At 44.8% G+C, this 22,298-nt stretch carries 15 protein-coding genes; 10 read left to right on the top strand and 5 right to left on the bottom strand.

Features of this window, described 5'->3' with window-relative positions; genetic code table 11:
* Nucleotides 1-103 precede the first annotated feature (103 nt).
* Nucleotides 104-256, bottom strand: coding sequence for a hypothetical protein (locus ACYTPF_RS14900; RefSeq protein WP_461852775.1), 153 nt, complete (start codon nucleotides 254-256; stop codon nucleotides 104-106).
* A 188-nt stretch (nucleotides 257-444) separates the two neighbouring features.
* Between ACYTPF_RS14900 and ACYTPF_RS14895 the strand changes: the two genes are divergently transcribed.
* The gene (locus tag ACYTPF_RS14895; protein WP_461852774.1) at nucleotides 445-1,281 is read left to right on the top strand and encodes an ion transporter; all 837 of its coding nucleotides are present in this window, start codon (nucleotides 445-447) and stop codon (nucleotides 1,279-1,281) included.
* Between the two features lie 168 nt (nucleotides 1,282-1,449).
* Here ACYTPF_RS14895 and prsT read toward each other — a convergent pair whose 3' ends face one another.
* Complete coding sequence (gene prsT / locus ACYTPF_RS14890) at nucleotides 1,450-4,224, bottom strand: XrtA/PEP-CTERM system TPR-repeat protein PrsT (protein WP_461852773.1); 2,775 nt, start codon at nucleotides 4,222-4,224, stop codon at nucleotides 1,450-1,452.
* 305 nt (nucleotides 4,225-4,529) lie between these two features.
* On the opposite strand from prsT, the gene ACYTPF_RS14885 reads away from it, so the two are divergent.
* The 3 genes from ACYTPF_RS14885 (at nucleotide 4,530) to ACYTPF_RS14875 (ending at nucleotide 8,997) form a co-directional block, all read left to right on the top strand.
* Entirely contained in the window at nucleotides 4,530-6,314 is a 1,785-nt protein-coding gene (locus ACYTPF_RS14885) for a DEAD/DEAH box helicase (RefSeq protein ID WP_461852772.1), read from the top strand.
* A 129-nt stretch (nucleotides 6,315-6,443) separates the two neighbouring features.
* Complete coding sequence (gene cysG, locus ACYTPF_RS14880) at nucleotides 6,444-7,829, top strand: siroheme synthase CysG (RefSeq protein WP_461852771.1); 1,386 nt, start codon at nucleotides 6,444-6,446, stop codon at nucleotides 7,827-7,829.
* Between the two features lie 157 nt (nucleotides 7,830-7,986).
* Complete coding sequence (locus ACYTPF_RS14875; protein WP_461852770.1) at nucleotides 7,987-8,997, top strand: hypothetical protein; 1,011 nt, start codon at nucleotides 7,987-7,989, stop codon at nucleotides 8,995-8,997.
* A gap of 113 nt (nucleotides 8,998-9,110) precedes the next feature.
* Here ACYTPF_RS14875 and ACYTPF_RS14870 read toward each other — a convergent pair whose 3' ends face one another.
* On the bottom strand, nucleotides 9,111-10,508 hold the full coding sequence (locus ACYTPF_RS14870; protein ID WP_461852769.1) for a PhoH family protein: 1,398 nt from the start codon (nucleotides 10,506-10,508) through the stop codon (nucleotides 9,111-9,113).
* Nucleotides 10,509-10,816: 308 nt separating this feature from the next.
* The gene (locus tag ACYTPF_RS14865; RefSeq protein WP_461852768.1) at nucleotides 10,817-12,892 is read right to left on the bottom strand and encodes an extracellular solute-binding protein; all 2,076 of its coding nucleotides are present in this window, start codon (nucleotides 12,890-12,892) and stop codon (nucleotides 10,817-10,819) included.
* A 221-nt stretch (nucleotides 12,893-13,113) separates the two neighbouring features.
* On the opposite strand from ACYTPF_RS14865, the gene ACYTPF_RS14860 reads away from it, so the two are divergent.
* Nucleotides 13,114-14,478, top strand: coding sequence for a gluzincin family metallopeptidase (locus ACYTPF_RS14860; RefSeq protein ID WP_461852767.1), 1,365 nt, complete (start codon nucleotides 13,114-13,116; stop codon nucleotides 14,476-14,478).
* Nucleotide 14,479: 1 nt separating this feature from the next.
* Here the strand turns inward: ACYTPF_RS14860 and ACYTPF_RS14855 are convergent, their stop codons facing one another.
* Nucleotides 14,480-15,271, bottom strand: a complete 792-nt coding sequence (locus tag ACYTPF_RS14855) for a DUF4019 domain-containing protein (RefSeq protein ID WP_461852766.1) — start codon at nucleotides 15,269-15,271, stop codon at nucleotides 14,480-14,482.
* Nucleotides 15,272-15,603: 332 nt separating this feature from the next.
* On the opposite strand from ACYTPF_RS14855, the gene rapA reads away from it, so the two are divergent.
* The 5 genes from rapA (at nucleotide 15,604) to ACYTPF_RS14830 (ending at nucleotide 22,242) form a co-directional block, all read left to right on the top strand.
* On the top strand, nucleotides 15,604-18,465 hold the full coding sequence (gene rapA, locus ACYTPF_RS14850) for an RNA polymerase-associated protein RapA (RefSeq protein WP_461852765.1): 2,862 nt from the start codon (nucleotides 15,604-15,606) through the stop codon (nucleotides 18,463-18,465).
* A gap of 50 nt (nucleotides 18,466-18,515) precedes the next feature.
* A complete protein-coding gene (rluA, locus tag ACYTPF_RS14845) occupies nucleotides 18,516-19,232 on the top strand; it encodes a bifunctional tRNA pseudouridine(32) synthase/23S rRNA pseudouridine(746) synthase RluA (protein ID WP_179982312.1) in 717 nt (238 codons plus the stop codon).
* 206 nt (nucleotides 19,233-19,438) lie between these two features.
* Complete coding sequence (locus ACYTPF_RS14840) at nucleotides 19,439-20,326, top strand: DUF3530 family protein (RefSeq protein ID WP_461852764.1); 888 nt, start codon at nucleotides 19,439-19,441, stop codon at nucleotides 20,324-20,326.
* 142 nt (nucleotides 20,327-20,468) lie between these two features.
* On the top strand, nucleotides 20,469-20,792 hold the full coding sequence (locus tag ACYTPF_RS14835; protein ID WP_179982310.1) for a hypothetical protein: 324 nt from the start codon (nucleotides 20,469-20,471) through the stop codon (nucleotides 20,790-20,792).
* Nucleotides 20,793-20,895: 103 nt separating this feature from the next.
* On the top strand, nucleotides 20,896-22,242 hold the full coding sequence (locus tag ACYTPF_RS14830; RefSeq protein WP_461852763.1) for an AmpG family muropeptide MFS transporter: 1,347 nt from the start codon (nucleotides 20,896-20,898) through the stop codon (nucleotides 22,240-22,242).
* The last annotated feature ends 56 nt before the right edge of the window (nucleotides 22,243-22,298 follow it).

Below are 22,298 nucleotides of genomic sequence, written 5' to 3'. Positions count from 1 at the left end.
CTAGATAAGCGTTTGAATACGACGTAAAGAGGGTAGCTACTGGCTGCCCTTTTTTGTACATGTTTAGCGTTTATACACTATATGTTGTGGTGTAAAAGCGTGCTTATTTGCCGCAAGAAAACTTTTGTAAAGCACCCAGCAGCTGCCGGTAGTCAGCACATAAGGCTTCGGCATTTTGCTTAGTCATTACAAAATTAGATAAACGCGTTGAAACGGCGCGTAATTTCTCTTGCAACAGCTGTAACTCATCATCCATGATTATGCCCTTTGAATTTGTCTCTATTTTTAGTGATGTTATTTTTGCCGGGTTTAAGGCTTTAAAGTCGCCTTTTTGCCCCTACATTTTGGCGCATAAAGTGTGCGAACAACAACTTTAGTATAACGCCAAGTAAGCTTACGACAAGCCTCTTGGTTTATTGTTTTTTTCTTGAGTGATAAATAAAAATGCAAGCCTCTGAACTACAAAATAAATTTGAGCGCATAAGAGCAAACAAATGGTTTGAAGCCTTTGTTATCAGCGTCATCGTGATATCGGCGTTATTAGTCGGTGCGAAGACCTATGAACTACCCACTGGCATGTCATCTATTACTTTGTTTTTAGACTGGTTTATTAGCGCTTTTTTTCTAACTGAAATCACAATTCGCTTTCTAGCGGAGAAGCAAAAGCGTTACTTTTTCAAAAGCTTCTGGAACTGGTTTGACACCCTCATTGTAGTTATCAGTCTAATCCCGGCAGACGACACTGAGCTTGCGCTGATTGCGCGTTTAGTGCGGGTCTTCCGCGTGCTTCGTATGATTTCAATCATCCCAGAGCTTAGAATACTCCTTGTTTCTCTAGTGAAAGCTTTGCCTCAGCTAGGCTATGTCATGCTGCTGATGTTTATCATCTTCTATATATACGCAGCGGTAGGCAGCACATTGTTTGAAAATATTAACCCTGTGTTGTGGGGCGATATCACCATCTCTATGCTGACACTCTTTAGGATCATGACCTTCGAAGATTGGACAGATGTGATGTACGAAACTCAAGAAGTGTACTCACTAAGTTGGATTTTCTACTTAACCTTTATATTCTTTACCGCATTCGCTTTCCTCAACATGGTTATCGGCATTGTGGTAAATGTGATGGAAAGAGAAAACGAAAAGGCAAGAGCAGAAAAAGAAGCCGCCTTACTTGAAGAGCAAATCGCACAAGGCAAGATCGAGCCTACGCTGCATGACGTGCTCAAAGAGTTACGGGATCTAAAAGCGCAGGTCGCGTCACGAAATAGCAGAGAATAAGTGCCTGAGGCTGTCTAGACACAGGTAGTTAATCAGAAGCTTCCCAAGCAGACAGGCAGGCAACCATAAAGAGAAGGCCACGATAAGTGGCCTTCTTTCATTTCAGTTTTTGCTACTAAAGAAAACTAACAAAGTCAGTTAAATAGCTAAAACCTTTATCAAAGCGCCTTACACGCCGTATTGCTGCTTAAGGCTTTCTACTCTTTGCTTCGCGGCTTCAGAGGTAAACTCCCTACTTGCTAAGCGTCGTTTTGCTAACTCTTTTTTATCGAGCTCAAGCAATAAGGCGACGTGATTTAAATACACTTCATCGCTAGCAATGGGCCCTGTTGATATTTGCTCATACAAGGTTAGCGCTTCTTCTTTCTCACCTTTAGCGATATAAATCTGCGCTAATGTGTCCACAGCATCAGCATTTTCACTTTGCAGCGATACCGCTTTTTTCGCTAGCTCTTCTGCTCGCTGAAGGTTTTTTTCTTCAAACGCTAAATACGCCAAGTTGTTAAGCACCACAAAATTATCAGGCGTTTTTGTAAGTATAAGCTCATAGGTATCTATAGCTGCGGCTCTATCATTACCTATTTGGCGCTCAGCTAACAACATTGCACTTTGTACGTCGTTATTGTGCGCATTTACATGCTTTTGCAAAAAGCTAAACGCTTGCTCTTTTTTACCTGACATCTCAAGGGCTGCAACAAGCAGCAAAGCATTGTCTGAGTTTGAAGTAGCGTCATAAGCGGCTTTGGCGTGATCTACGGCCTGCTCTGGTGCTTTATCTATAAGATGTAAACGCGCAATAATGCCTCTTACGAACGGCAATGCCTTAACCTCGTCAGAGACATTATTGATAATTTCCCATGCCGGTTTAGATTGACCAAGACGGCTATGAAAATACGCTTTCAAGAGGGTTAGTTGAGCGTCTGGGCGCTTAGATAACACCTTGTTTGTTAGCGCTAACCCTTGCTTGAATTGCTTTTGAGAGTCTACGATAAGCAGCTTGCCCAATACCGCATTTTTATCTTGTGGGTAAATTGATAACCAGCGGTCAAAGAAGGTCGTGGCTTCTTTTACGTTATTAGTGGCAATAAGTGCCTGGCCTTTTAAATTCCAGAAAGTCTGAGGTGATGACTCATCACCTTCAACAGCTCTCAACAGCGAAACGGTTTTATCTAATTGGTTATTAAGCGAGTACATTCTCGCGAGTAAAAGTCTTAGATTAATATCGCCTTCATTAGCATTAAACTGCGTTTGTGCATGCTTAACAACGGCGTCTGCATTGCCGCTTTCCATTGCGAGCGCGAACCACAGCGCCAAAGCTTGGACGTCAGCAGGGTTCTCGTCGATAAAAGCGCGGATAAACGCAACTGCATTTTCTTTCTTGCCCTCGGCAACCAGCAATTTAGCTCTGGAGTACGTAACCTCATTACCGGCGTCGTTGAGCTCGCTTGCTTTATCTAGGTACTGCGCCGCGTCTTGATAAGCCCCTTCTGCCGTTGCAATGTTTCCTAAATAGATCAAGGGAGCCGCAGTCTGTGGCGACGCTTCGTGCCACTCTTTGGCCGCACTTTTCGCTTTTTCAAGCTGGTTAGTCGCTATATAGGCGCGCAGTAAGGTTGCTTGTGAGGTGACAGACTCAGGCGCTTGCTCAACCGCCTGCTCAAGGTTTACTAACCCATCAATGTCGTTTAATGAAAGCTGTAAAACACCTAAACGTGATAAGTCTTCGGCTGTGGTACTAACCCCTTCTGATTTTTCTATCATCTGCTGAGCGCCAACAACGTTGCCTTCTCTAAGCAATTGATAACTGGCTTTCGAAAACAGGGCAGCATCAACACCTTGTTCACCTTCAACTCTAGCTAGAACCTCAAGGGCCTCATCGTTTTCACCGAGTTGGAGCATGCTGTCTGCCAGCATTCGAAGGCCTGGGTGATTATCAGGCAAGCTAGACGCCACCATGGTTAAGTGGCGCTGGGCCGCCTCGAAATCTTGAATTTGATACGCACTAAAACCCGCAACCAAACGCACAACCTGATCACTCCTACCGTTTTGAACGGCAATTTCCAAGTGTTCAAGGGCTTTCGCGTAATTCTCGTTTGCCGACTCAATAATGCCTTTAAAAGTATTTAGCAGCGGATGGTTTTCGTTTAGCACCAACAAATCATCCACAATAGGCTGAGCTTTATCCAGATCTCTTATTTCAATAAGAAGCGCGGCATACGCAAATTTACTGGTAACGTCATCTGGAAACTGACTAACGTAAACGCCATACACCTCTGCGGCTTTTTCGGGTTCGCCATTTTGCAGGTAAATTTTGGCAAGCTGTTGCAATACGTCTTTGTTGGTCGGCGCTTGCTCACGCAAGGCTTCTGTTGCGGCTAATGCGCCTTCCATATCGTTTTCTAGCACAAAAGCGTAACTATCAATAAGGCCCTTGTAAACCGAACTGGTATCTAGGGTAGAAAGCTCGGCTAGAAGCGCTTGCGCCTCTTCGTTTTTACCAAGCTGCATAAGTGCTTGAAGCTTATAAAAGCCCACTTCTGCGGATTCAACCGCGGTCATTCCTTCTGCGCGATAATCTACTTCAGCAAGGGCATTTTCTGCTCCTGACTGCTGGTAGGCAACTGATAACAATGGAATAACTTGGCTTACGGGGTGGCCTAAGTCCATTGCCTTGTTAAGTTCTTTTTCTGCTGCCGCATAATTATTTTGTTGTAGGTACAGTTTTCCAAGCTCAAAGCGAGGTTCTGCCGCATTAGGCCCCTTTTGAATAGCGTTTTTGTATTCAACGATGGCGGCATCAAGCTGCTGTTGAGAGGCATAGTTTCTCGCATCAGCCAAATGGCTTTCCATCGACTTCTCGCTACACCCTGACAAAAGTGCACTGGTTAACATAACTGCTAACGTGGTGCGTTTAATTAATTTATTAGTTCTATGCTTTGTCATTGTAATTCCTTGCCCTTCCTCAGATTTTTGTCGTCACATTCCAGCTCTATGTCAAAAGCACTGACTAAACTGCTTATTATTTCATCGAATTTGTGCAATTTCGTGGCAACCTGTCCATTATTCGAATATAATACTGTTTTTTGCAACACTGCTGGCAAGCATATCGCGAAATACGCTAAGAATACGCTTCATTAACTCGCCGGACAGGCCAGTTCAACGCTGTATAGCGTCTTGCGATAATAAACCGAAAAAGTACGGTTTAGTCGTATGCCGCACCCTCCTTACTTAATGCACCAGGACCCTTAATGACAACAACTGTCGACATGACATTTAAAGACCTCAATTTACCAGAACCAATCTTACAAGCCCTTGAAAAAGTTGGCTACGAGAAACCGTCTCCTATTCAGGCTGAGAGTATTCCTCTTATTCTTGAAGGACACGATTTACTCGGTCAGGCACAGACAGGGACAGGAAAAACCGCTGCGTTTGCCCTGCCTATGTTGGCAAATATCGATCCTGAGCAACGTAAGCCGCAATTACTGGTATTGGCCCCAACCCGTGAACTAGCTATTCAGGTTGCAGAGGCGTTTCAGGTTTATGCGAGCTTTAGTCAAAAAATTAAAGTACTTCCAGTATACGGCGGTCAGTCGTACGACAATCAAATTCGCCAGCTTAAGCGCGGCGTTCAAGTGGTTGTCGGTACACCAGGCCGTATCATCGACCATATAAAGCGCAAGACACTAGACTTAAGCGAACTTAAGTTCTTGGTGCTAGACGAAGCTGACGAAATGCTTCGTATGGGCTTTATTGATGACGTTGAACTTATTCTTAGCCACGCACCAGAAGAACGCCAAACGGCGCTGTTCTCGGCAACTATGCCTGGTCCAATTAAGAAAATTACTCAGCGTTACTTAAAAGACCCTAAGCACGTTAAAATTGCCTCAAAGGTAAGCACAGCAAGTACGATTCGTCAGCGTTACTGCCAAATCGCACCGCACCACAAACTTGAAGCGCTAACCCGCATCATGGAAGTGGAAGTGTTCGACGGTATGATCATTTTCGTACGCACGAAAACCGCTACTGTTGAATTAGCAGATAAGCTGTCTGCGCGTGGTTACGATGTAGAGCCACTAAACGGTGATATTCCTCAGGCAGCCCGTGAGCGCACTGTTGAAAAGCTAAAGCAGGGTAAAATCGACATTCTTGTAGCTACTGACGTAGTTGCCCGTGGTCTTGACGTTGAGCGTGTAAGTCACGTTATCAACTACGATATCCCGTATGACAGTGAGTCTTACGTACACCGTATTGGTCGTACCGGTCGTGCTGGTCGTCAAGGTGATGCAATCCTATTTATTTCTCACCGCGAAAAACGCTTGTTGTACTCTATCGAGAAAACCACTAAGCAGCCTATTGAAGCGATGCCTATTCCTTCAATCAGCGAAATCAATGAGACACGCTTAAGCCGTTTTAAACAGTCGGTTGCCGAAGCTACTCAAGACGATAGCATTGAATCATTAATGCCTATTGTTGAGATGATTAAAGAAGAAAACGAAGCATCGCCTGAAACCATCATGGCTGCGCTACTTAAAATTGCGCAAGGCGACGAGCCGTTAATTCTTAAAGAGTCAGATCGACCAGACATTAATAGCAAGCCTCCGCGCGATAACCGTGATAGAAACTCTCGCGATGGTCGCGAAAGAAAGCCAAGAGTACCACGTGGTAACCGCAAGCCAGAAGAAGGCATGCAGCGTTTCCGTATTGAGGTAGGTCATGTTCACGGCGCGAAGCCTGGCAACATCGTTGGCGCTATTGCGAACGAAGCAAACATAAACTCGAAGCACATTGGCGCTATCGAAATTTATGACAACTTCAGCACGGTAGACCTTCCTGACGGCATGCCTAAGGAAACCCGCGATACTCTTCAGGGCACCCGTGTTGCTGGTCAGCGTTTGAATATTCGCGAATGGTCTGATACGCCTCCTGCTAAAGGTCGTGGCGATCGTGGTAACCGTGGTGACAGAGCACCTCGCGGCAACCGTGAAGACCGAGGCAATCGCGGGGACCGCGAAAACCGTAAGCGTAAGAACTAAATAGCAGAACATTCAGCCTTTATATAACTAATTGCAATATGAAGGCTGTTTTCGTTGTTTTCTAATTAAAAAGAATTGGCGCAAAATAGTGTCAGTTCTTTTTCTGTATTTAAAGCTAAGAAAACCTTTATGGATTACTTTCCGCTATTCCTAGACGCTAGAAAACTCAATGTCCTTATTGTTGGGGCCGGTGAAGTGGCAGCCCGTAAGCTAGAGCTTATTATGAAGACGCCTGCAACCATTACAGTAGTTGCACCTTGGGTTTGTGACACGGTTAAGCAACTAGCGTTAAATGAGAAAGTCACGCTGATTGAACGTGAGTTTGAAAATAGCGACCTTACCCATAAAGACATGGTGTTTATTGCCACCGACAAGGGCAATGTTAACCAGCATATTCACGACTTAGCTCGCGCCAACAAAGTGTTGGTTAATGTGGTAGATAACACTCCACTATGCCAGTTTATTACCCCTTCTATTGTTGACCGCTCCCCTATTATCATTGCTATGAGTAGTGGTGGTGTAGCGCCTGTTTTGCTTCGCTATTTACGTCAAAAGTTAGAGACTGTACTGCCTGCTAACTTAAGTCGACTGGGTGCGTTTTCTGAAAAATTCCGCGAAAAAGTAAAACAGACGCTTAACGGTGTAACTGCAAGACGTTACTTTTGGGAGGACGTTCTTGACGGCGACATTGCAGAAATGGTTGAAAAGGGCCAAGACCAAAAAGCTGATGAAGCGTTTGACTTAGCGCTGCAAGCTGCCGCTGAAGACAAAAAAGTCGAAGGGCAAGTGTATTTGGTAGGGGCAGGTCCTGGCGATCCTGACTTACTTACCTTTCGCGCTCTTCGCTTAATGCAAAAAGCTGACGTTGTTGTTTACGACCGCTTAGTTTCACCACAAATTCTTGAGCTTGTGCGTCGCGATGCTGAAAAAATCTATGTAGGTAAGGCCAAAAGCAATCACACGCTGCCTCAGGACGATATTAATCAGCTAATGGTTGATGAAGCGAAAAAAGGTAATCGCGTGGTGCGCTTAAAAGGCGGCGACCCTTTCATATTCGGTCGTGGGGGAGAGGAAATTCAAACCCTTATTCAGCATGGTATTGAGTTTCAGGTAGTTCCCGGCATTACCGCAGCAAGCGGCGCATCAAGCTATGCAGGCATTCCGCTTACCCATAGAGATCACGCACAATCTGTGGTGTTTGCTACAGGCCATTTAAAAAACGGCAGTATAGAGCTCAACTGGCCTGCCCTTGCACAAAAAAACCAAACCGCTGTGTTTTATATGGGGCTAACAGGTTTGCCTATCATTTGTGAAAAAATGATTGAACATGGGCTTGATGCCTCAACGCCAATAGCACTAGTTCAGTCGGCCACTACTGAAAAGCAGCAGGTGTTAACAGGCACCCTGGCAGATATTGTTGCTAAGCAAGAAGAAGCGCAGCTGCAGCCCCCTACATTAATCATTGTAGGTAGTGTGGTAAGCCTTCACGATGAGTTAAACTGGTTTGATGATTAGGCGACGAATGTCGCCTTATTTTTATCCGAAAGACAACGCCTTAATTAATACGCGCTTTATACCGCCTGCTCATTTCGTTTGGGCATAAACTTGTTTTTTACACACAGGCGCGCATACTCAATACACTACGAATAAGTGAAATACGGTGCGCATACCAGTGGCAAATAAAACGCCTAGCAGCTATTTGTCTACATCGAGTGTTTATTTGCCTTGCGGCTTAAGGCCAGCGGGCGTACTTTTGCTGCTTTCCACCATGCTCTTTTCGTTTATTGCCCACAGCGAACAGCTTCAGTACAAGAAAACAAAAACTGATACAGGTGTTAGCTTCAGTTATGTTTGGTTAGATAACGATAATGCGAGACAATCGATTTCCTTTGAGCTACCCAACAGTGCGCTGAAAGAGGCCCCCTCGCGACAAGCTAACTACAAACCGAAAATAGCACAGCGATACATCATTGTTGCATTAACCAAAGAAGCTAAAAAAATAGACCCTAAAGTTGCGCGTGTGAAGATAACGCCCAAACGAGAGTCTATTGATATTCAGGTTACAGGCTCAGACGAAGCGCAAGTTGAAGAAATACTCGATAATTTAAAAGCTATTCAACAGCAAGAGTACGATAGGTACTTGCGAGACCATTACTTTACTCGCTTCACTACTTTGTTTAATCAAAAAGCGATAAAACCGGATCACGTGCGATATGTTGCCGAATCGGTAAAACCATTGATAGCAGCATCACAAGCGTTTTATGAAAAGGTGGCTTCTGAGTCAGATTCCAGAGCCTATTTCTCATTGATTCTTAGCTGGCTTCAAAGTATCCCGTACGACACTTTGGAAGATAGAGTTGCAAGCAACGGTTCTGGCTATGCGCCGCCTGTCAGCGTAATTATGCAAAATTTAGGTGATTGCGATAGTAAAGCGGTACTGGCGTCGTCGATGGTGCGCGCATTTTTACCGTCCACGAAAATGATCATGGTATTTTTACCAAATCATGCCTTGCTCGGTATTGCCTTGACGCCCATGGCCGACGACAGAACTATAGAGCACGAGGGCGACACCTACGTGCTCTATGACCCAACTGGTCCCGCACTCGTTCCGTTTGGACAAGTATCTGAAGATACTGAACGCCACATTGTGACAGGGCGCTATCAAGTGGAAACTGTCGAATAAAAGGAATAAATTCATCCTTGGTGTATTGGGAAAATATCTTCACTGAATGTAAAAATAAAAAGCGCCTTTTTGATTAAGGCGCTTTAAATAAAATACTTGGGAAGAGTAACTCGCTAGAGGTTTTCTTCTGCAAAGCTCGCTAGTCGACTTCTTACAACGCCATCTAGATTAATGGTGGCACTGCCCGAGAAGTCTTTAAATTTCTCAACTAGATAGGTCAAGCCCGAAGTCACAGCACTTAAGTAGTTACTGTCTATTTGTGCCAAGTTACCGCCCACTATTAGCTTAGTTCCTTCACCACAACGGGTGATGATAGTTTTAAGCTGTGACGCGGTTAAATTTTGCGATTCATCCAAGATTACAATCGCGTTTTGGATGCTTCGCCCCCGCATAAAGTTTACCGACTTATACTGGATATTGGCCTTTTCCATGATGTAATTCATAGAGCCTTTGGTGTTTTCATCATGCTTGTGAAGCACTTCAAGTGAGTCAGTAATCGCCGCCAACCAAGGCAGCATTTTTTCTTCTTCAGTACCCGGTAAGAAGCCAATAGACTCAGCAATTTCTGGCGTACTTCGCGTAACAATGATTTTGTCATACATGTTGCGTTCTACCACCATTTCAAGGGCAGCCGCTAGAGCAAGTAACGTTTTGCCGCTGCCTGCAGGGCCTGTGAGAATAACCATATCAATATGCGGGTCTAGCAAGGCGTGAAGCGCCATGGCCTGGCCAATATTTTTAGGTGTAATACCCCAGGCGTGGCGACCCATTAAGCGTTCGTAGCCTAAGTCCAGTACCTCTAGGTGATCGTCAGTAATCTCTTCTACCAAGCCTGCGAATTGTTTCGTTTCATCAAGCAAAAACTCGTTGATATACGCCTCTGGAAGCATGGATTTTGGTATGGTGTGAATGGTGTCACGGCCCTCACTGCGGCTATCCACACTTTTTACGCTGTCCCAGAAATTTCCCTCAAAGGTATGGAACCCGCGAGATAAATATTTGATATCGGTAATAAGCTGGTCGGTTCGATAGTCCTCAACATGAGCAAGGCCGGCCCCTTTTGCCTTAAGGCGCATGTTTAAGTCTTTGGTTACCAACACCACTTTTTGCGGCGCAAAGGTCTTTTGCAAGTGCAGCGCAACGTTGATAATACGGTTGTCGTTCTCGTTGCTGGTAAAAACTTGCTGGGCTTCGACCATATTGAGATCAGCAAAGATAGATAGGCTACCTGTAGGCGCAGTTTGCCCCGCGCCAAGTCCTTCCATCGATACACCTGCAAGCATATCTTCTGGCGTTGCGTCGTGGAGTAAGTCCTCCATCGCCCGAATGGATACCCGTGCATCGCGCGCCACGTCTTTCTTACTGTCTTTTATGTAGTCGAGTTCTTCCAATACGGTCATTGGAATAACAACATCATGTTCTTTAAAGGAGAGAAAAGCGTGAGGTTCGTGCAGCAGAATATTGGTATCGAGGACGTAAATCTTAGTATCGGTAGAATTTTTTTTTGGCATCCTTCACTCCGGTAAATAAAGCCAGGTTAGGCGTATAGTTCGTTTATGAACCCGCGCACTAACAAGCTACAGTTACGGTTGTAGGAGAATGCCGCTCGAAACAGGACTTCTTCCCCTACTCGCGTCGACTGAGAAGCAGTACTACACTTTCTGCCTCAAAGGTTCGTCAGTTGAATTAGCGAACCCTTAATTCCACCATAATCCAGTTTTTAAGATTTAGCACTGTTTTTTCTTTTTTTATTTTCATTTAGAACAAATGTAAAGCGCGATCGTCTTGGTCTTTTTTCACATACGCAATGCTAAACAAGCTAGTTCTCTTTGTTCGTGAAGTACCCAGCGCGCTCTAAAATTATCTCTGTTTGGTTTTGGGCGCTTTCTAATGCCGCCTTCACACTTTTTTTACCGGTAACCACGTCATTAATTTGTGCCCCTACTGCGTAGCCAATAGCAGTAAACTCTGGGATAGGGATAAACTGACTGCCTATCATAGAATTACTCAAGTCATCGCTTGAAAGTAACTTCAACGCTTGGTGTTCAAAAGCTGCATAAGGCACAGCTTGCTGATAGGCATTCGAATACGTAGAGTGCCTAGTACCTGAAGGGGCCGCGTACTCACCGCTAACTTTCTTGAGGTCATCAATAAAGGTTTTTGATGTTAAAAAATGCGCAAGTTGCTGGGACTCCTTCACATAGCGCGATTGTTTTGGAATGGCAAAATTCCATGACCAAAACCACTGCGCTCCTTTCTGTTGCTTTCCGAGTGGCGCATAAGTAACGCCAGTGAATTGAGTAACCTTAGAGAAGTTTTTATCAAATAGCGCGCCGCCTAAAGAAGAGGCATCAATGAAAAACGCTAATTTGCCTTGAGCAAAGAGTTTTTGGTTCTCTTGCCACCCCATATCTTCATTTCTTGGGGGGCCAACGTTCTTTGCAAGGTCAGCATACATATTCACGGCATTAAGCCACGCTGCGCTGTCTAGGGTAGGTCGCATTTTTTCATCTAACCACGATGCCCCATAGGTATTGGCCATGGTACTCACTAATGCCATATTCTGTCCCCACCCCACGCGCGTTCTAAGCCCTACGCCGTAAATTTCTTTTTCGGGCATATGTACTTGTTGAGCTAGTGCCTTAACGTCGGTATATGTAAGCACTGAGGGAAGGCTTAAATTAAACTTATCAAGCAGGTCCTTTCGGTAGAAAGTCAGTGTTGTTTCAGCGACAAACGGTAACCCGTAAAGTTTTCCGTCGACGGTGTTTGCATGAAGAGCAGCAGGAATGACGTCATTAATATCATAATCGTCAGGATGCGTGTTAAAAGGAACGAGAATATCTCGCTTCGCCCAAATAGGAAGCCCGTAATTACCAATTAGTACCAAATCAAAGCTATTTTCATTAACTGAAAAATTACCGAGCAATCGGCGGCGTAAAACGGTTTCATCCAATATTCGCCATTGGATATTTGACTGTGATAGAGGGGAGCCGTATTTATCTAGGTATGCTTTGGCATGAAATACAGCATTGATATCGGGTGCGCCAACAATTAATGCATCTTCGTTTTGTGAAGTGTTATATACACCATACTTTTCGAGTGTGCGCGCCAAAAGCCCATTCTGTTTTTGTTTCTGTAACGCTAGGTTGAACTTCTCAATAAGCTTGGAAGACTTAGGGTTTTGTTTTGAAAGCGCTAGATGAAAGGAGCTTTGCACTTCCTCCCCAGGGATAAATATAAACTCACCTATGAGGCTAGGTCGCTCGTTAACTAATGCTTCCTTGGCGCTATACTTATCAATAAATAAAACATCAATTCTCTCTCTTCCAAGTAAATCTAATAGATTAACCGTAGACTTTCCTGGGTACATATTGAAAAACGCTTCATTTGATAGAAATTTCGGCGCTACTGTGCCTCTGAGGTACCCAATTCCTCGCAAGTTTTGTCGTTTGAGCCATTCAATTAGATTAGGTATTTCACTGCTACCCTTAAAGTCTTTCGTCCTAATTAAAAATCCACTCGATCCCGCTGGGATAGCATCAGATAGAAGAAATGCATCATTAACACGTTCGTAGTCATGAACAGGAAATACACCGTCTAAGGCGCCCGTTTTCGCCAACATTAAAGCTCGGGCATGAGGGTAACGCTCTACATTAAGCGGCTCGCCGAGCTCTTCAAAAGCCTTTACCACTATCTCATTCACGTACCCTTTCGACACGTCTTGGCTGTCGCTAAAGGGGCTTACCTCTGATGTTGCAAGCGCAATAGGGCGTGCATAGGTAAAATTGGTGCCAAGTAGAAAAACCGAACATAGCAAGTACAACCCTATCGCCTTTTTAGGTATCGACGTACGGGTAAGAAGGTAAACAACATCACCCGCTAAATTTGGCATTATATAGTTTCCAGTATTCATTAGATGTAAGTTTAAATAGCAGAAAAAAACAAAAAGTGCGTTACTATCACTAAATAAACTAACATTAAATTAGCCAATCCTCATTAACATTATTTTAACGCCGTTTGCGGGAAATACACGCAAATACTGATATTGGCTACATTTGTAATACGCTAAAGAAAGCCATTATCACTACACTTAAAAAGGACCTTTTAGTTTTGATGCCCTCCTTACGAACTATAGCTCATCCCTTTCTTATCCTTTTAGTGTTGGTAATCACTAACTTTACGAATGGCGTAAGTCTCGCTAGTCAGGTCGACACCGTAATTGAAAAAACTCAGGCAGAGAGCGGTGCTACCTGGGAGCTAGGTTATACCCTTGATAAGCCTTCACAACAGCTAGTATTTGTCCGAAATCCTGACGCTTCTAGAACCACTCGCTGGCTACCAAAAAGTAGTGACATTGAGATTGCCTACGACACCACTTCACAACAAGAAATTGTGCGATCTAAAACGGGAAAGCCTATTTCTAAGGTTTCTTTTGTACTCACCCCCACTTACAAACACTTGGGCAAAGACTATGCGCCGTTTTCGCCCTTTTCGAACGGTGGCAATACTTTTCATTCTGGTCGTCTGTTTGCTTGTGCTAATACTTGTGAAGATGAACATAATGAATGGCCTATCACCCTTAAAGTGCCAAGTGGCGAACACATCGTTTTAAACGGAAAAGTAGTTAGTGGCAGCGCCTCATGGGTAGATAAAAATAATGGCAGACAGGTTTATGTAGGTAAGCAGCAACCTATTATCACAGACAGCGCTGTTGCACTTATTGACCCAGCTCTACCTGAGAGCATACAAGCGAAGCTTGAGTACGACATGCCCAATATCATGGCTTATTTCTCACACTCTCTTAACCCACTTGCCACCGAGAAACCTATGCTATTTGCTTCTTACGCCATGGTTGACGGTCATTCCTCACAAGGCGGTACTCTGCCAAATCAAATCTTTATGCACTGGAACAGAAGTGATTTGGACAAACGCGCTGAGAATAGCGACTTTGCCAATAAGACATTATGGTTCTTTGCCCATGAAGCAGCACATTTATATCAGCCAGGTAATACCGCTGGTGTTTCAGCGAATGACGAACAATCATGGTTACATGAAGGTAGCGCCGACTACTTTGCGGCACTAGCCATGAACTACCTTTATGAAGATGCCAATAGCTATGTGGAAAGGCGTATAACCCACGCGTACGAAAGCTGCACGCAAGGTTTAACGCAAAGCACACTTGCCAACGCTTACAAGAACGGACGCTTCAACCTCTATTACTCGTGCGGAATGATAATACACCGCGCCGTCGATAGCGTGGTGCAGCAAAAGACGTTAGGTGAGGAGTCGCTGTTCACCGTATGGAAACGACTGCAAAAAGCGGTGCATAGTGGCATGCCGCCTGGCACAGCGACGTTCTTAACCTTGTTAGAGCCCTACAATGCACCTGAACTTATCAAAGCCATCAACAATGCAACGAGCGATGATGCTATAAAAGCCATTCAAGGGATTGAAACTTTGTACCAGTTACCTGAGTAGGCTACTTGATGAAGTAGCCTATTGCTTTATATTCGCCATCAACTTCCACCATAGAAAGGGTCTCTACTTTCATTGTTGTTTTTGAATCAAAGTCAGTGGTAAACGACAAAATCAGGTAGTTTCCTTTAGGCAATCCTGGCAGTGAAGTTGGCGCTTGCGCTAACGCAATTTCCCTCGATTTCGCTACACCCAATGGCTCCCTGACTAGCTGCATTGCCTCTGCCCATTTAGCTATTGAAATACCGCTTCTAAAAATAGCCCCACTCTCTTTCCAGCTTTGTTCATATTCGCCGCTGTCGATAAGTTCCAACCAGCTTTTTGCATCTTCAAGGACTTCGCTACTAACATTCACTGGCTTGCCCGCTTCAATTACTTGGTTGCTACCATTGTTCGCATTGACCGTTTGAGCATAATAAATAGCAAAAAACAAACTGATGGCGAGCGCTAGCGTGATCCAAAGAACATGTTGGGGATTCAACGACGTTGGGCGGTCATCCTGCTGAGTAACGCCATGCTGAGCTACCGCACTGTCACCCGCAGTAGAAATTTGCGTGGCTGGCTGCCTTTGAGCATGACTTGGGGTGGCGTAGGATTCCCCCATTAAAAGCGCATCGGGCGTCGTTTCGAAAACCGAAGCAAGTGCGCCTATTGAATCGTGTGATGCAGATTGTGTTTTCTCAATTCGCTGAATAGTACGCAAACTCAACCCAGACACATCTGCCAGATGCTGCTGACTCCATGCCTTAGCATTGCGAAGTTGTATAAGCTTTTGACTGTCTACTTTCATATCCATCTCGCGCTTCCTCCTGTTAGCTGCGCTTCACATACGTTAAAAACGTAACGCGGTTAACAGTAAGAAATATCCATGGTCAGTGATACGACAGTTTTACGCCAACCCTGTGACAAAGCAAGCCTGATGGGCACGTTAACGTTCTTATTCTTTTGCTACCAGCATTCTATTTATGAAGTAATGAAGGCTTACTAGTGCTAATCGTCTTGTTGACGCAGAAGCGTAGGTACTCAATCAATCCCTTACCTGCAACCGTAAATCAAATAAGCTAGTATTAATGACTTATCACAACGCAATGCGTACAATACCGCCCCCGAAAAACAGGTTGGTGATTTATGAGTTCAGATAGTCAATTTTTAGTTGGTCAGCGTTGGTTAAGCAACACCGAAATAGAGCTGGGGCTGGGCGTAGTTATCGGTAACGATTTCCGTTCAGTTGAAGTGTTGTATCCGGCAACAGGCGAAGCGCGAAAATACACAAAGCAAGACGCGCCGCTTACGCGACTAATATTCGAAATTGGCGAAACGGTCAAAAGCCAAGATGGCTGGGAAATGACCATTACTGAAAAAGAAGAGAGCCAAGGTTTATTTATTTATCACGGGCTCAGGGAAGATACCAAAGCCCAAGTGCGCTTACCTGAAACCATGCTAGACAGCCACATTCGCTTAAACCAACCTGAAAAGCGCCTGTTTAGTCAGCAACTAGACAATCCGAAATGGTTCGACTTACGTGAACGCGCCCTAGATCATCAATACGAATATTTGCGTTCAAGTACTATCGGCCTTGCCGGTGCCCGTATATCGCTTATCCCGCACCAGCTACACATAGCGTCAGAGGTAGGTGGAAGACACGCGCCTCGCGTATTGCTTGCTGATGAAGTAGGGCTTGGTAAAACTATTGAAGCAGCGCTAATTATTCACCAGCAGCTTAAAACTGGTCGTGCCGAGCGCGTGCTTATCTTGGTTCCAGACTCGCTCATGCACCAATGGCTAGTTGAGATGCTGCGCCGCGTAAATCTTCCTTTTGCCATTTACGATGAGAGTCGTTGCGAAGCAATTGAGAAGAGCGAAGGTCTAGAAGATGACGATACAGCTGACACAGGCGCAGTAAACCCATTTGAAAGCGATCAGCTGGTACTTTGCAGTATCGACTTTCTAAGTAAGAGCGAAAAACGCCAGCAGCAAATTCAAGCCGCAGGTTGGGATTTGATGGTTGTCGATGAAGCCCACCACCTTGCGTGGTCAAGTGAGGCTCCTTCTGCCGAATACCTGTGTGTTGAAGCACTAGCCAACCAAACGCCTGGCGTATTGCTACTTACCGCAACGCCTGATCAACTTGGTCACGAAAGCCACTTTGCACGCTTACGCCTACTCGACCCGGCTCGCTTCCATAGTTACGACGCTTTCTTAGATGAAGAATCGAAATACAGTCAGCTCGCCGATGCGGTCGCGCCATTACTTTCAGACGCCGAGCCTAACGACAAGCAACGTAGCAAACTTGCTGAGTTTGCGCCTGACGTAATGGAACATGCGGGTGATTTAAGCTCGCCGGACAATCGCCATGCGTTGCTGCATCAACTTATTGACTGTCACGGTACAGGTCGCATGCTATTTAGAAATCGCCGCGCCAATATCGAAGGGTTTCCAGAGCGTAAACTAAGCGCATATGAATTGGCGTTGCCGGAGGTTTATTCAGAGGCAGTGAGCGGCGGCGACCTAACCTATTCACTCTACCCTGAGCGTATGGCAAGTGTTGTTAATAGCTGGACTAAGCACGACCCTCGCGTTGAATGGCTTCTAGATTTTATGCAAAGCGTTAAGCCAGAAAAAATTCTGCTTATTTGCGCCAGCGCTCGTACGGCACAAGAGTTAGGCGAAGTCATTCGCACGCAAACCGGTATTCGCCATAGCGTATTCCACGAAGGCATGAGCATCGTAGAGCGCGATAAGGCGGCCCATTACTTTGCTGACGAAGAAGACGGCGCACAAATTCTACTGTGTAGTGAAATAGGCAGCGAAGGTCGTAACTTCCAGTTCGCTCACCATTTGGTGCTGTTCGATTTGCCTATTACGCCAGATCTGCTTGAACAACGTATTGGTCGTCTTGACCGTATTGGCCAAACTCAAACTGTACAAATCCACGTACCGTATTTAGCGAAAACCGCGCAGCACGTATTGCTAGACTGGTATCACGAAGGGCTGAATGCCTTTGAGAAGACCTGTCCGACCGGCTCTGGCGTGTTTGACGACGTGAAGCCATTGCTTATTGGTGCCTGCTTACACCCTGACGATATGAGCGCCCGTGATGAGCTAGTGAACATGAGTGTTACGCTTAATAGCCAGCTCGTGGCGCAACTAGAAGCCGGTCGCGATCGTCTTCTAGAGCTTAATGCTTCTGGCGAAGGCCGTGTAGAGCAACTGCTTGAAGATATTATCACCCTTGATAGCGAACAAGATTTATCTCGCTTTATGGGCCGTGTATTTGACGCTATCGGCGTCCAGCAAGACGAGAAAGGCAACGATTGCTTTATCCTTATGCCAACCGAATCGATGGTGAGTCAGCTTCCAGGGCTTGACCCAGAGGGCATGACGGTGACTTACAAACGCCGTGTTGCTACCACGCTTGAAAACGTACAGTTTCTAAGTTGGGATCATCCACTTGTGCATACTGCCATGGACGTAGTACTTACAGACGTTCACGGAAAAAGCAGCATGGGCTTTATTGCTGAGCCTTCTCTGCCGAAGGGAGCCTACTGGATAGAAACCCTTTTCGTGCTGCACGCACAAGCACCGAAAGCACTTCAGTTAAGCCGTTTCTTGCCACAAACGCCAGTGCGGGTATGTTTAGATGCGCAGGGCAATCCTTCTGACTTAAGTTTTGATGTTAAGCGTAAAATTGGTCGCAAGATTTCTTCTCAACTTCTAAAAGCACTGCAGCAGCCCCTTGAACTTGCTATTGAGAAAGCGCGTAAGCTTGCCCATCACGAGGCTAACCAAAAGCAGCATGATGCCCTTAACGATATGCACAGTACTTTGAATGACGAAATACAGCGCTTGCGGGATCTTCAAAAGCGCAATCCCGCTGTGCGCGATAGCGAAATTGAATTTATTGAAACGCAAATGAATGCGCTCGATAAGGTCATTCAGGAAGCTGATGTTCAGCTAGACGCAATACGTATTGTGGTGAACAACCCGTAAATGCGAAATGTTAAGCACTGAAAGAACAACGTTGAAGTAACGAGTACATAATGCCAAACCCGAGTTTTGTTTATAACCCGCCTATGACGCCTTATCTTGATATCCTTTATCAAGATGAGGATATGCTGGTAGCGCACAAGCCTAGCGGGCTATTAAGCGTGCCGGGTAAGGCCTTAGAGCACCGAGACTCGCTTATTAGCCGTGTTAATTGTGTATATCCTACTGCCACGGTAGTTCATCGGCTAGATATGGCGACATCGGGTATCTTAGTGCTGGCACTGAATAAAGGTAGTCATCGCCATATATCAAAACAATTTGAGCTTCGACAAACTAAAAAGCGCTATTTTGCCCGAGTGCACGGTCATGTAGCACAAGACAGTGGAGAGGTTAATTTACCCCTCATTTGCGATTGGCCGAACAGACCGAAGCAAATGGTAGACTTCGAGCGCGGTAAGAAAGCAGTAACGCATTTTGACGTTGTCGAGCGTTCCCATGATGAAAAAGGTTTGCCCTACTCTTTAGTTGCCCTTTACCCCATCACAGGTCGCTCTCACCAATTGCGCGTGCATATGCTTGCTTTAGGCCATCCAATTTTAGGTGACAGACTTTATGCCCATGAAGAAGCGTTATCTATGGCCTCTCGCTTACAGCTACATGCAGAAAGCTTAAGCTTTTCCCATCCCACATTTGGGCATTGGCAGCATTTTCATATCCCTATCCCTTTTAGCCAGTACCAACCCAAAGCCCTTTCTGAAAGTATTGAGTAATAATACCTTCGGTAACACGCCGCAATTAAGAACATTGCAAATCTCGCTGAGTGGGTAATTATCTATGCGTACTGGTATTGTCTATAGACTTCATTTTAGTTTTATAAGGCACTGCCGATAACCTTCGTAGAATGCTTGGTGTATGAATTGATTTGATGCTGCCCTAACCGCGCAAATCAAAAATTGGTAAAGGCAAACCGTTTTTTATGAAAAGGCACGCTCTTCTTATAACATTTGCAGTTATCGTCTCGCTGCTGCCTGTAACAGCACATTGTGATTTTTTCACAGATGTAAGTAATGCCTATTTGCCCGGAGAAGTGGACGCGTTAATGGTTGGCGAAGAGAAAGCCCCTGTTAATGTCATCGAGGCACAAACTCCGCTTCCTTTGGGTGTTGCTGTCGTACTCACTGAGCCCTTTCCATCTAGTCTTACTCTTGCTCAAGGTAACAGCTTAGCGAGTATGCTTGCAGAGAAAGGATGGAACGTAGTTATCAGCCCTTTTAATTTGTCGACAAATTCACCATCGTCTCTAACTACTGAAGAACAAACCGATGAAGCTCAAGCAGAAAGCGCGTCATCATCGATGGAAAGCGAATCAATAATCCACCCTAGAAGTGATCAACTTACTCAGTACCTTGACTTTGAATCAACGACGACGGCACTAACGCTGCAACTCAGTGCTTTAGATAATTATTTGCAAGATAGAACGGGATACCGCATGGTGATTGCGCAAGGAATGCTTGCAACGGCCTACTTGTCTGCAGTCGAAATGCAGCCTGGTTTACAACCAGATTCGTTTGTCGCTATATCGCCATTTTGGCCTCAAGAAAAAACAAATAACTTAGTGATTGATACTATCGCGAAAGCCAGCTTTCCCATTCTTGACTTGTCTTTAATAAACTTTAACGACTGGGAAGCAAGCACCGCAATGAAAAGAAAAGTTCGCGCAAAAAACGAACTAAAGTTGCACTATAGACAAGTCCACCTGCCAAATAATTCTTTAACCTTTAGTATAAAAGAAATCAACAAAACCCCAAATATTCATATAGTTGCAAATAGCATCATAGGCTGGACTAGACATCTAGGCTGGTAATTCCTCTATCTTAGGATTAGGCTAAATCATTACCCAAAACAGTTACCTACCTATATTCACACGAATAATGGGGTGTTGAAGTCAAAGGTAATCATGTAATGGGCTATACTATTTTTAGCAAACAACGACGGTTGAGTGACTTGTGAATGTTCAGAATTTTGTAGATAACAAAGCGAAACAGCTGTGTTTCTATTTGAGAGCATTTTGGCAGGGAGAGCTTCCTATCGAGGAGATCGAGCTATTCTTTTGGGATAGTATGGAAGAATGGGGGCAAATTGAATGCACATTAACCCAGCCATATACCCAAAAAGAGCGTGTTTTTTGGCATTTGCTTCATCAAGTGCATTACTGGAATGAAGATAAACTAACAAAAGACCAGTTCCTTGTTGATGAGTTAACAAACTGCGTTAACTTTCTGGAAGGTTTGGGGCATTGCCCTTTAGACTGTGTTGGTATTCGCCCGTGAACAGGGTTCGCTTTACAGCGGCTCACCTCATACTATTAGCTTATCCTGCTTACCTCTATTATTGATATCGCCTTCACAGTTTTATTGCTAAACACAGTGGTTCGTGGCTCAATATACTTTTGAGTTACCGCTGAAGGCCGAAGTATTGCTTACTGCATTAAAAACGTTCAACGACAAACGCTACCTAACGATTTTTCTATTTGGCATTTCCAGTGGTTTTCCTTGGATCATGATTGGTTCAGTGTTATCGGCTTGGCTAAAAGATGAAGGTTTATCGCGTTCGGCTATTGGCCTCTTCGGTATCATCTTCGCCACCTACTCATTTAATTTTTTATGGTCGCCCCTTGTCGATAAGCTTAAGCCGCCGTTGCTAGGACAACGACGCGGTTGGATCTTTTTGATGCAAAGCGTTGTTGCTTCACTGTGTCTGGCGATGTCCCAACTTACCGCAAACCAAGACCTATTCTACGTAGCCTTTATTGGTTTACTCATTGCCATTGCTTCTGCCACCCAAGATATTGCTATTGATGGCTTTCGTATTGATTGCATTGAAAAAGAAGATAAAGATGGTATGTCTGCTGCTTCCTCAGTAGCAACAGCTGGATGGTGGACGGGCTACGGTGGCCTTGGCGCTATCCCCTTTTTCTTAGCAGACCTCACTTCCTGGACTTGGCCAGATATTTACTTATTACTTGGCGCTATCATGGCCTCTTTGGCAATAGCTACCTGGTTTGCTAATGAGCCCGCAGTTAATAGGGAAGCTTTGCTTGAGCAAGTAACGGATGTAAACGCAAACAACTCTGCAGTGATTAACTGGGTAAGAACAACGCTCATAACACCATTTTCCGAGTTCTTTAACCGCAATGGCATCAAGCTGGCCGCTTCATTCTTACTGTTTATTTTTCTTTTTAAAATTGGTGAAGCGTTTTTAGGTCGTATGAGCATAGTCTTCTATAAAGAAGTTGGTTTTTCAAATAGCGATATCGCCACTTACTCAAAGTTACTTAACTGGTGGGTGACCATTATATTCTCTCTACTTGGCGGGTTAGTAAACATCCGCTATGGCATTTACCGAGGGCTAATGATTGCTGGTGTCGCCATGGCGGCTTCAAACCTTCTTTTTGCTCTTATCGCACAGACTGGACCTTCAACTTCACTGTTGGCCATCACTGTAATTGTCGATGGTTTTACTGGGGCATGGAGCACTGTTGCTATGGTCGCCTTTATATCGCTTTTATGTAACCGCGCTTTTAGCGCAACACAATATGCGCTTATGGCCTCACTAAGTGTTGCAGGACGAACATTGGTTGCTTCTAGCAGTGGTTTAGTTGTCGATAGTCTTAATGGAAATTGGAGTTTATTTTTCATTTTGACCGCTGTCATGGTGGTCCCTAGCCTTTGCTTTTTATATTCCATAAGAGATCACATAAAGCGCGTCGAAGCGCCATAAATTTTTACACTCTGTTGCAGTCTACATTTAGTGACCTTGCAAGTTTGCATTAGTTG

Source organism: Alteromonas sp. HB246098, assembly GCF_054890645.1.
Note: the sequence above shows the minus strand (reverse complement) of the source record. Positions and strands in the feature narration are given on the sequence as shown.

Coding starts and splice junctions, on each gene's coding strand:
- rapA (WP_461852765.1), top strand. CDS start 15,604: ATGAGTTCAGATAGTCAATTTTTAGTTGGTCAGCGTTGGTTAAGCAAC.
- ACYTPF_RS14885 (WP_461852772.1), top strand. CDS start 4,530: ATGACAACAACTGTCGACATGACATTTAAAGACCTCAATTTACCAGAA.
- prsT (WP_461852773.1), bottom strand. CDS start 4,224: ATGACAAAGCATAGAACTAATAAATTAATTAAACGCACCACGTTAGCA.
- ACYTPF_RS14865 (WP_461852768.1), bottom strand. CDS start 12,892: ATGCCAAATTTAGCGGGTGATGTTGTTTACCTTCTTACCCGTACGTCG.
- ACYTPF_RS14900 (WP_461852775.1), bottom strand. CDS start 256: ATGGATGATGAGTTACAGCTGTTGCAAGAGAAATTACGCGCCGTTTCA.
- ACYTPF_RS14860 (WP_461852767.1), top strand. CDS start 13,114: ATGCCCTCCTTACGAACTATAGCTCATCCCTTTCTTATCCTTTTAGTG.
- ACYTPF_RS14895 (WP_461852774.1), top strand. CDS start 445: ATGCAAGCCTCTGAACTACAAAATAAATTTGAGCGCATAAGAGCAAAC.
- cysG (WP_461852771.1), top strand. CDS start 6,444: ATGGATTACTTTCCGCTATTCCTAGACGCTAGAAAACTCAATGTCCTT.
- ACYTPF_RS14840 (WP_461852764.1), top strand. CDS start 19,439: ATGAAAAGGCACGCTCTTCTTATAACATTTGCAGTTATCGTCTCGCTG.
- ACYTPF_RS14870 (WP_461852769.1), bottom strand. CDS start 10,508: ATGCCAAAAAAAAATTCTACCGATACTAAGATTTACGTCCTCGATACC.
- rluA (WP_179982312.1), top strand. CDS start 18,516: ATGCCAAACCCGAGTTTTGTTTATAACCCGCCTATGACGCCTTATCTT.
- ACYTPF_RS14855 (WP_461852766.1), bottom strand. CDS start 15,271: ATGGATATGAAAGTAGACAGTCAAAAGCTTATACAACTTCGCAATGCT.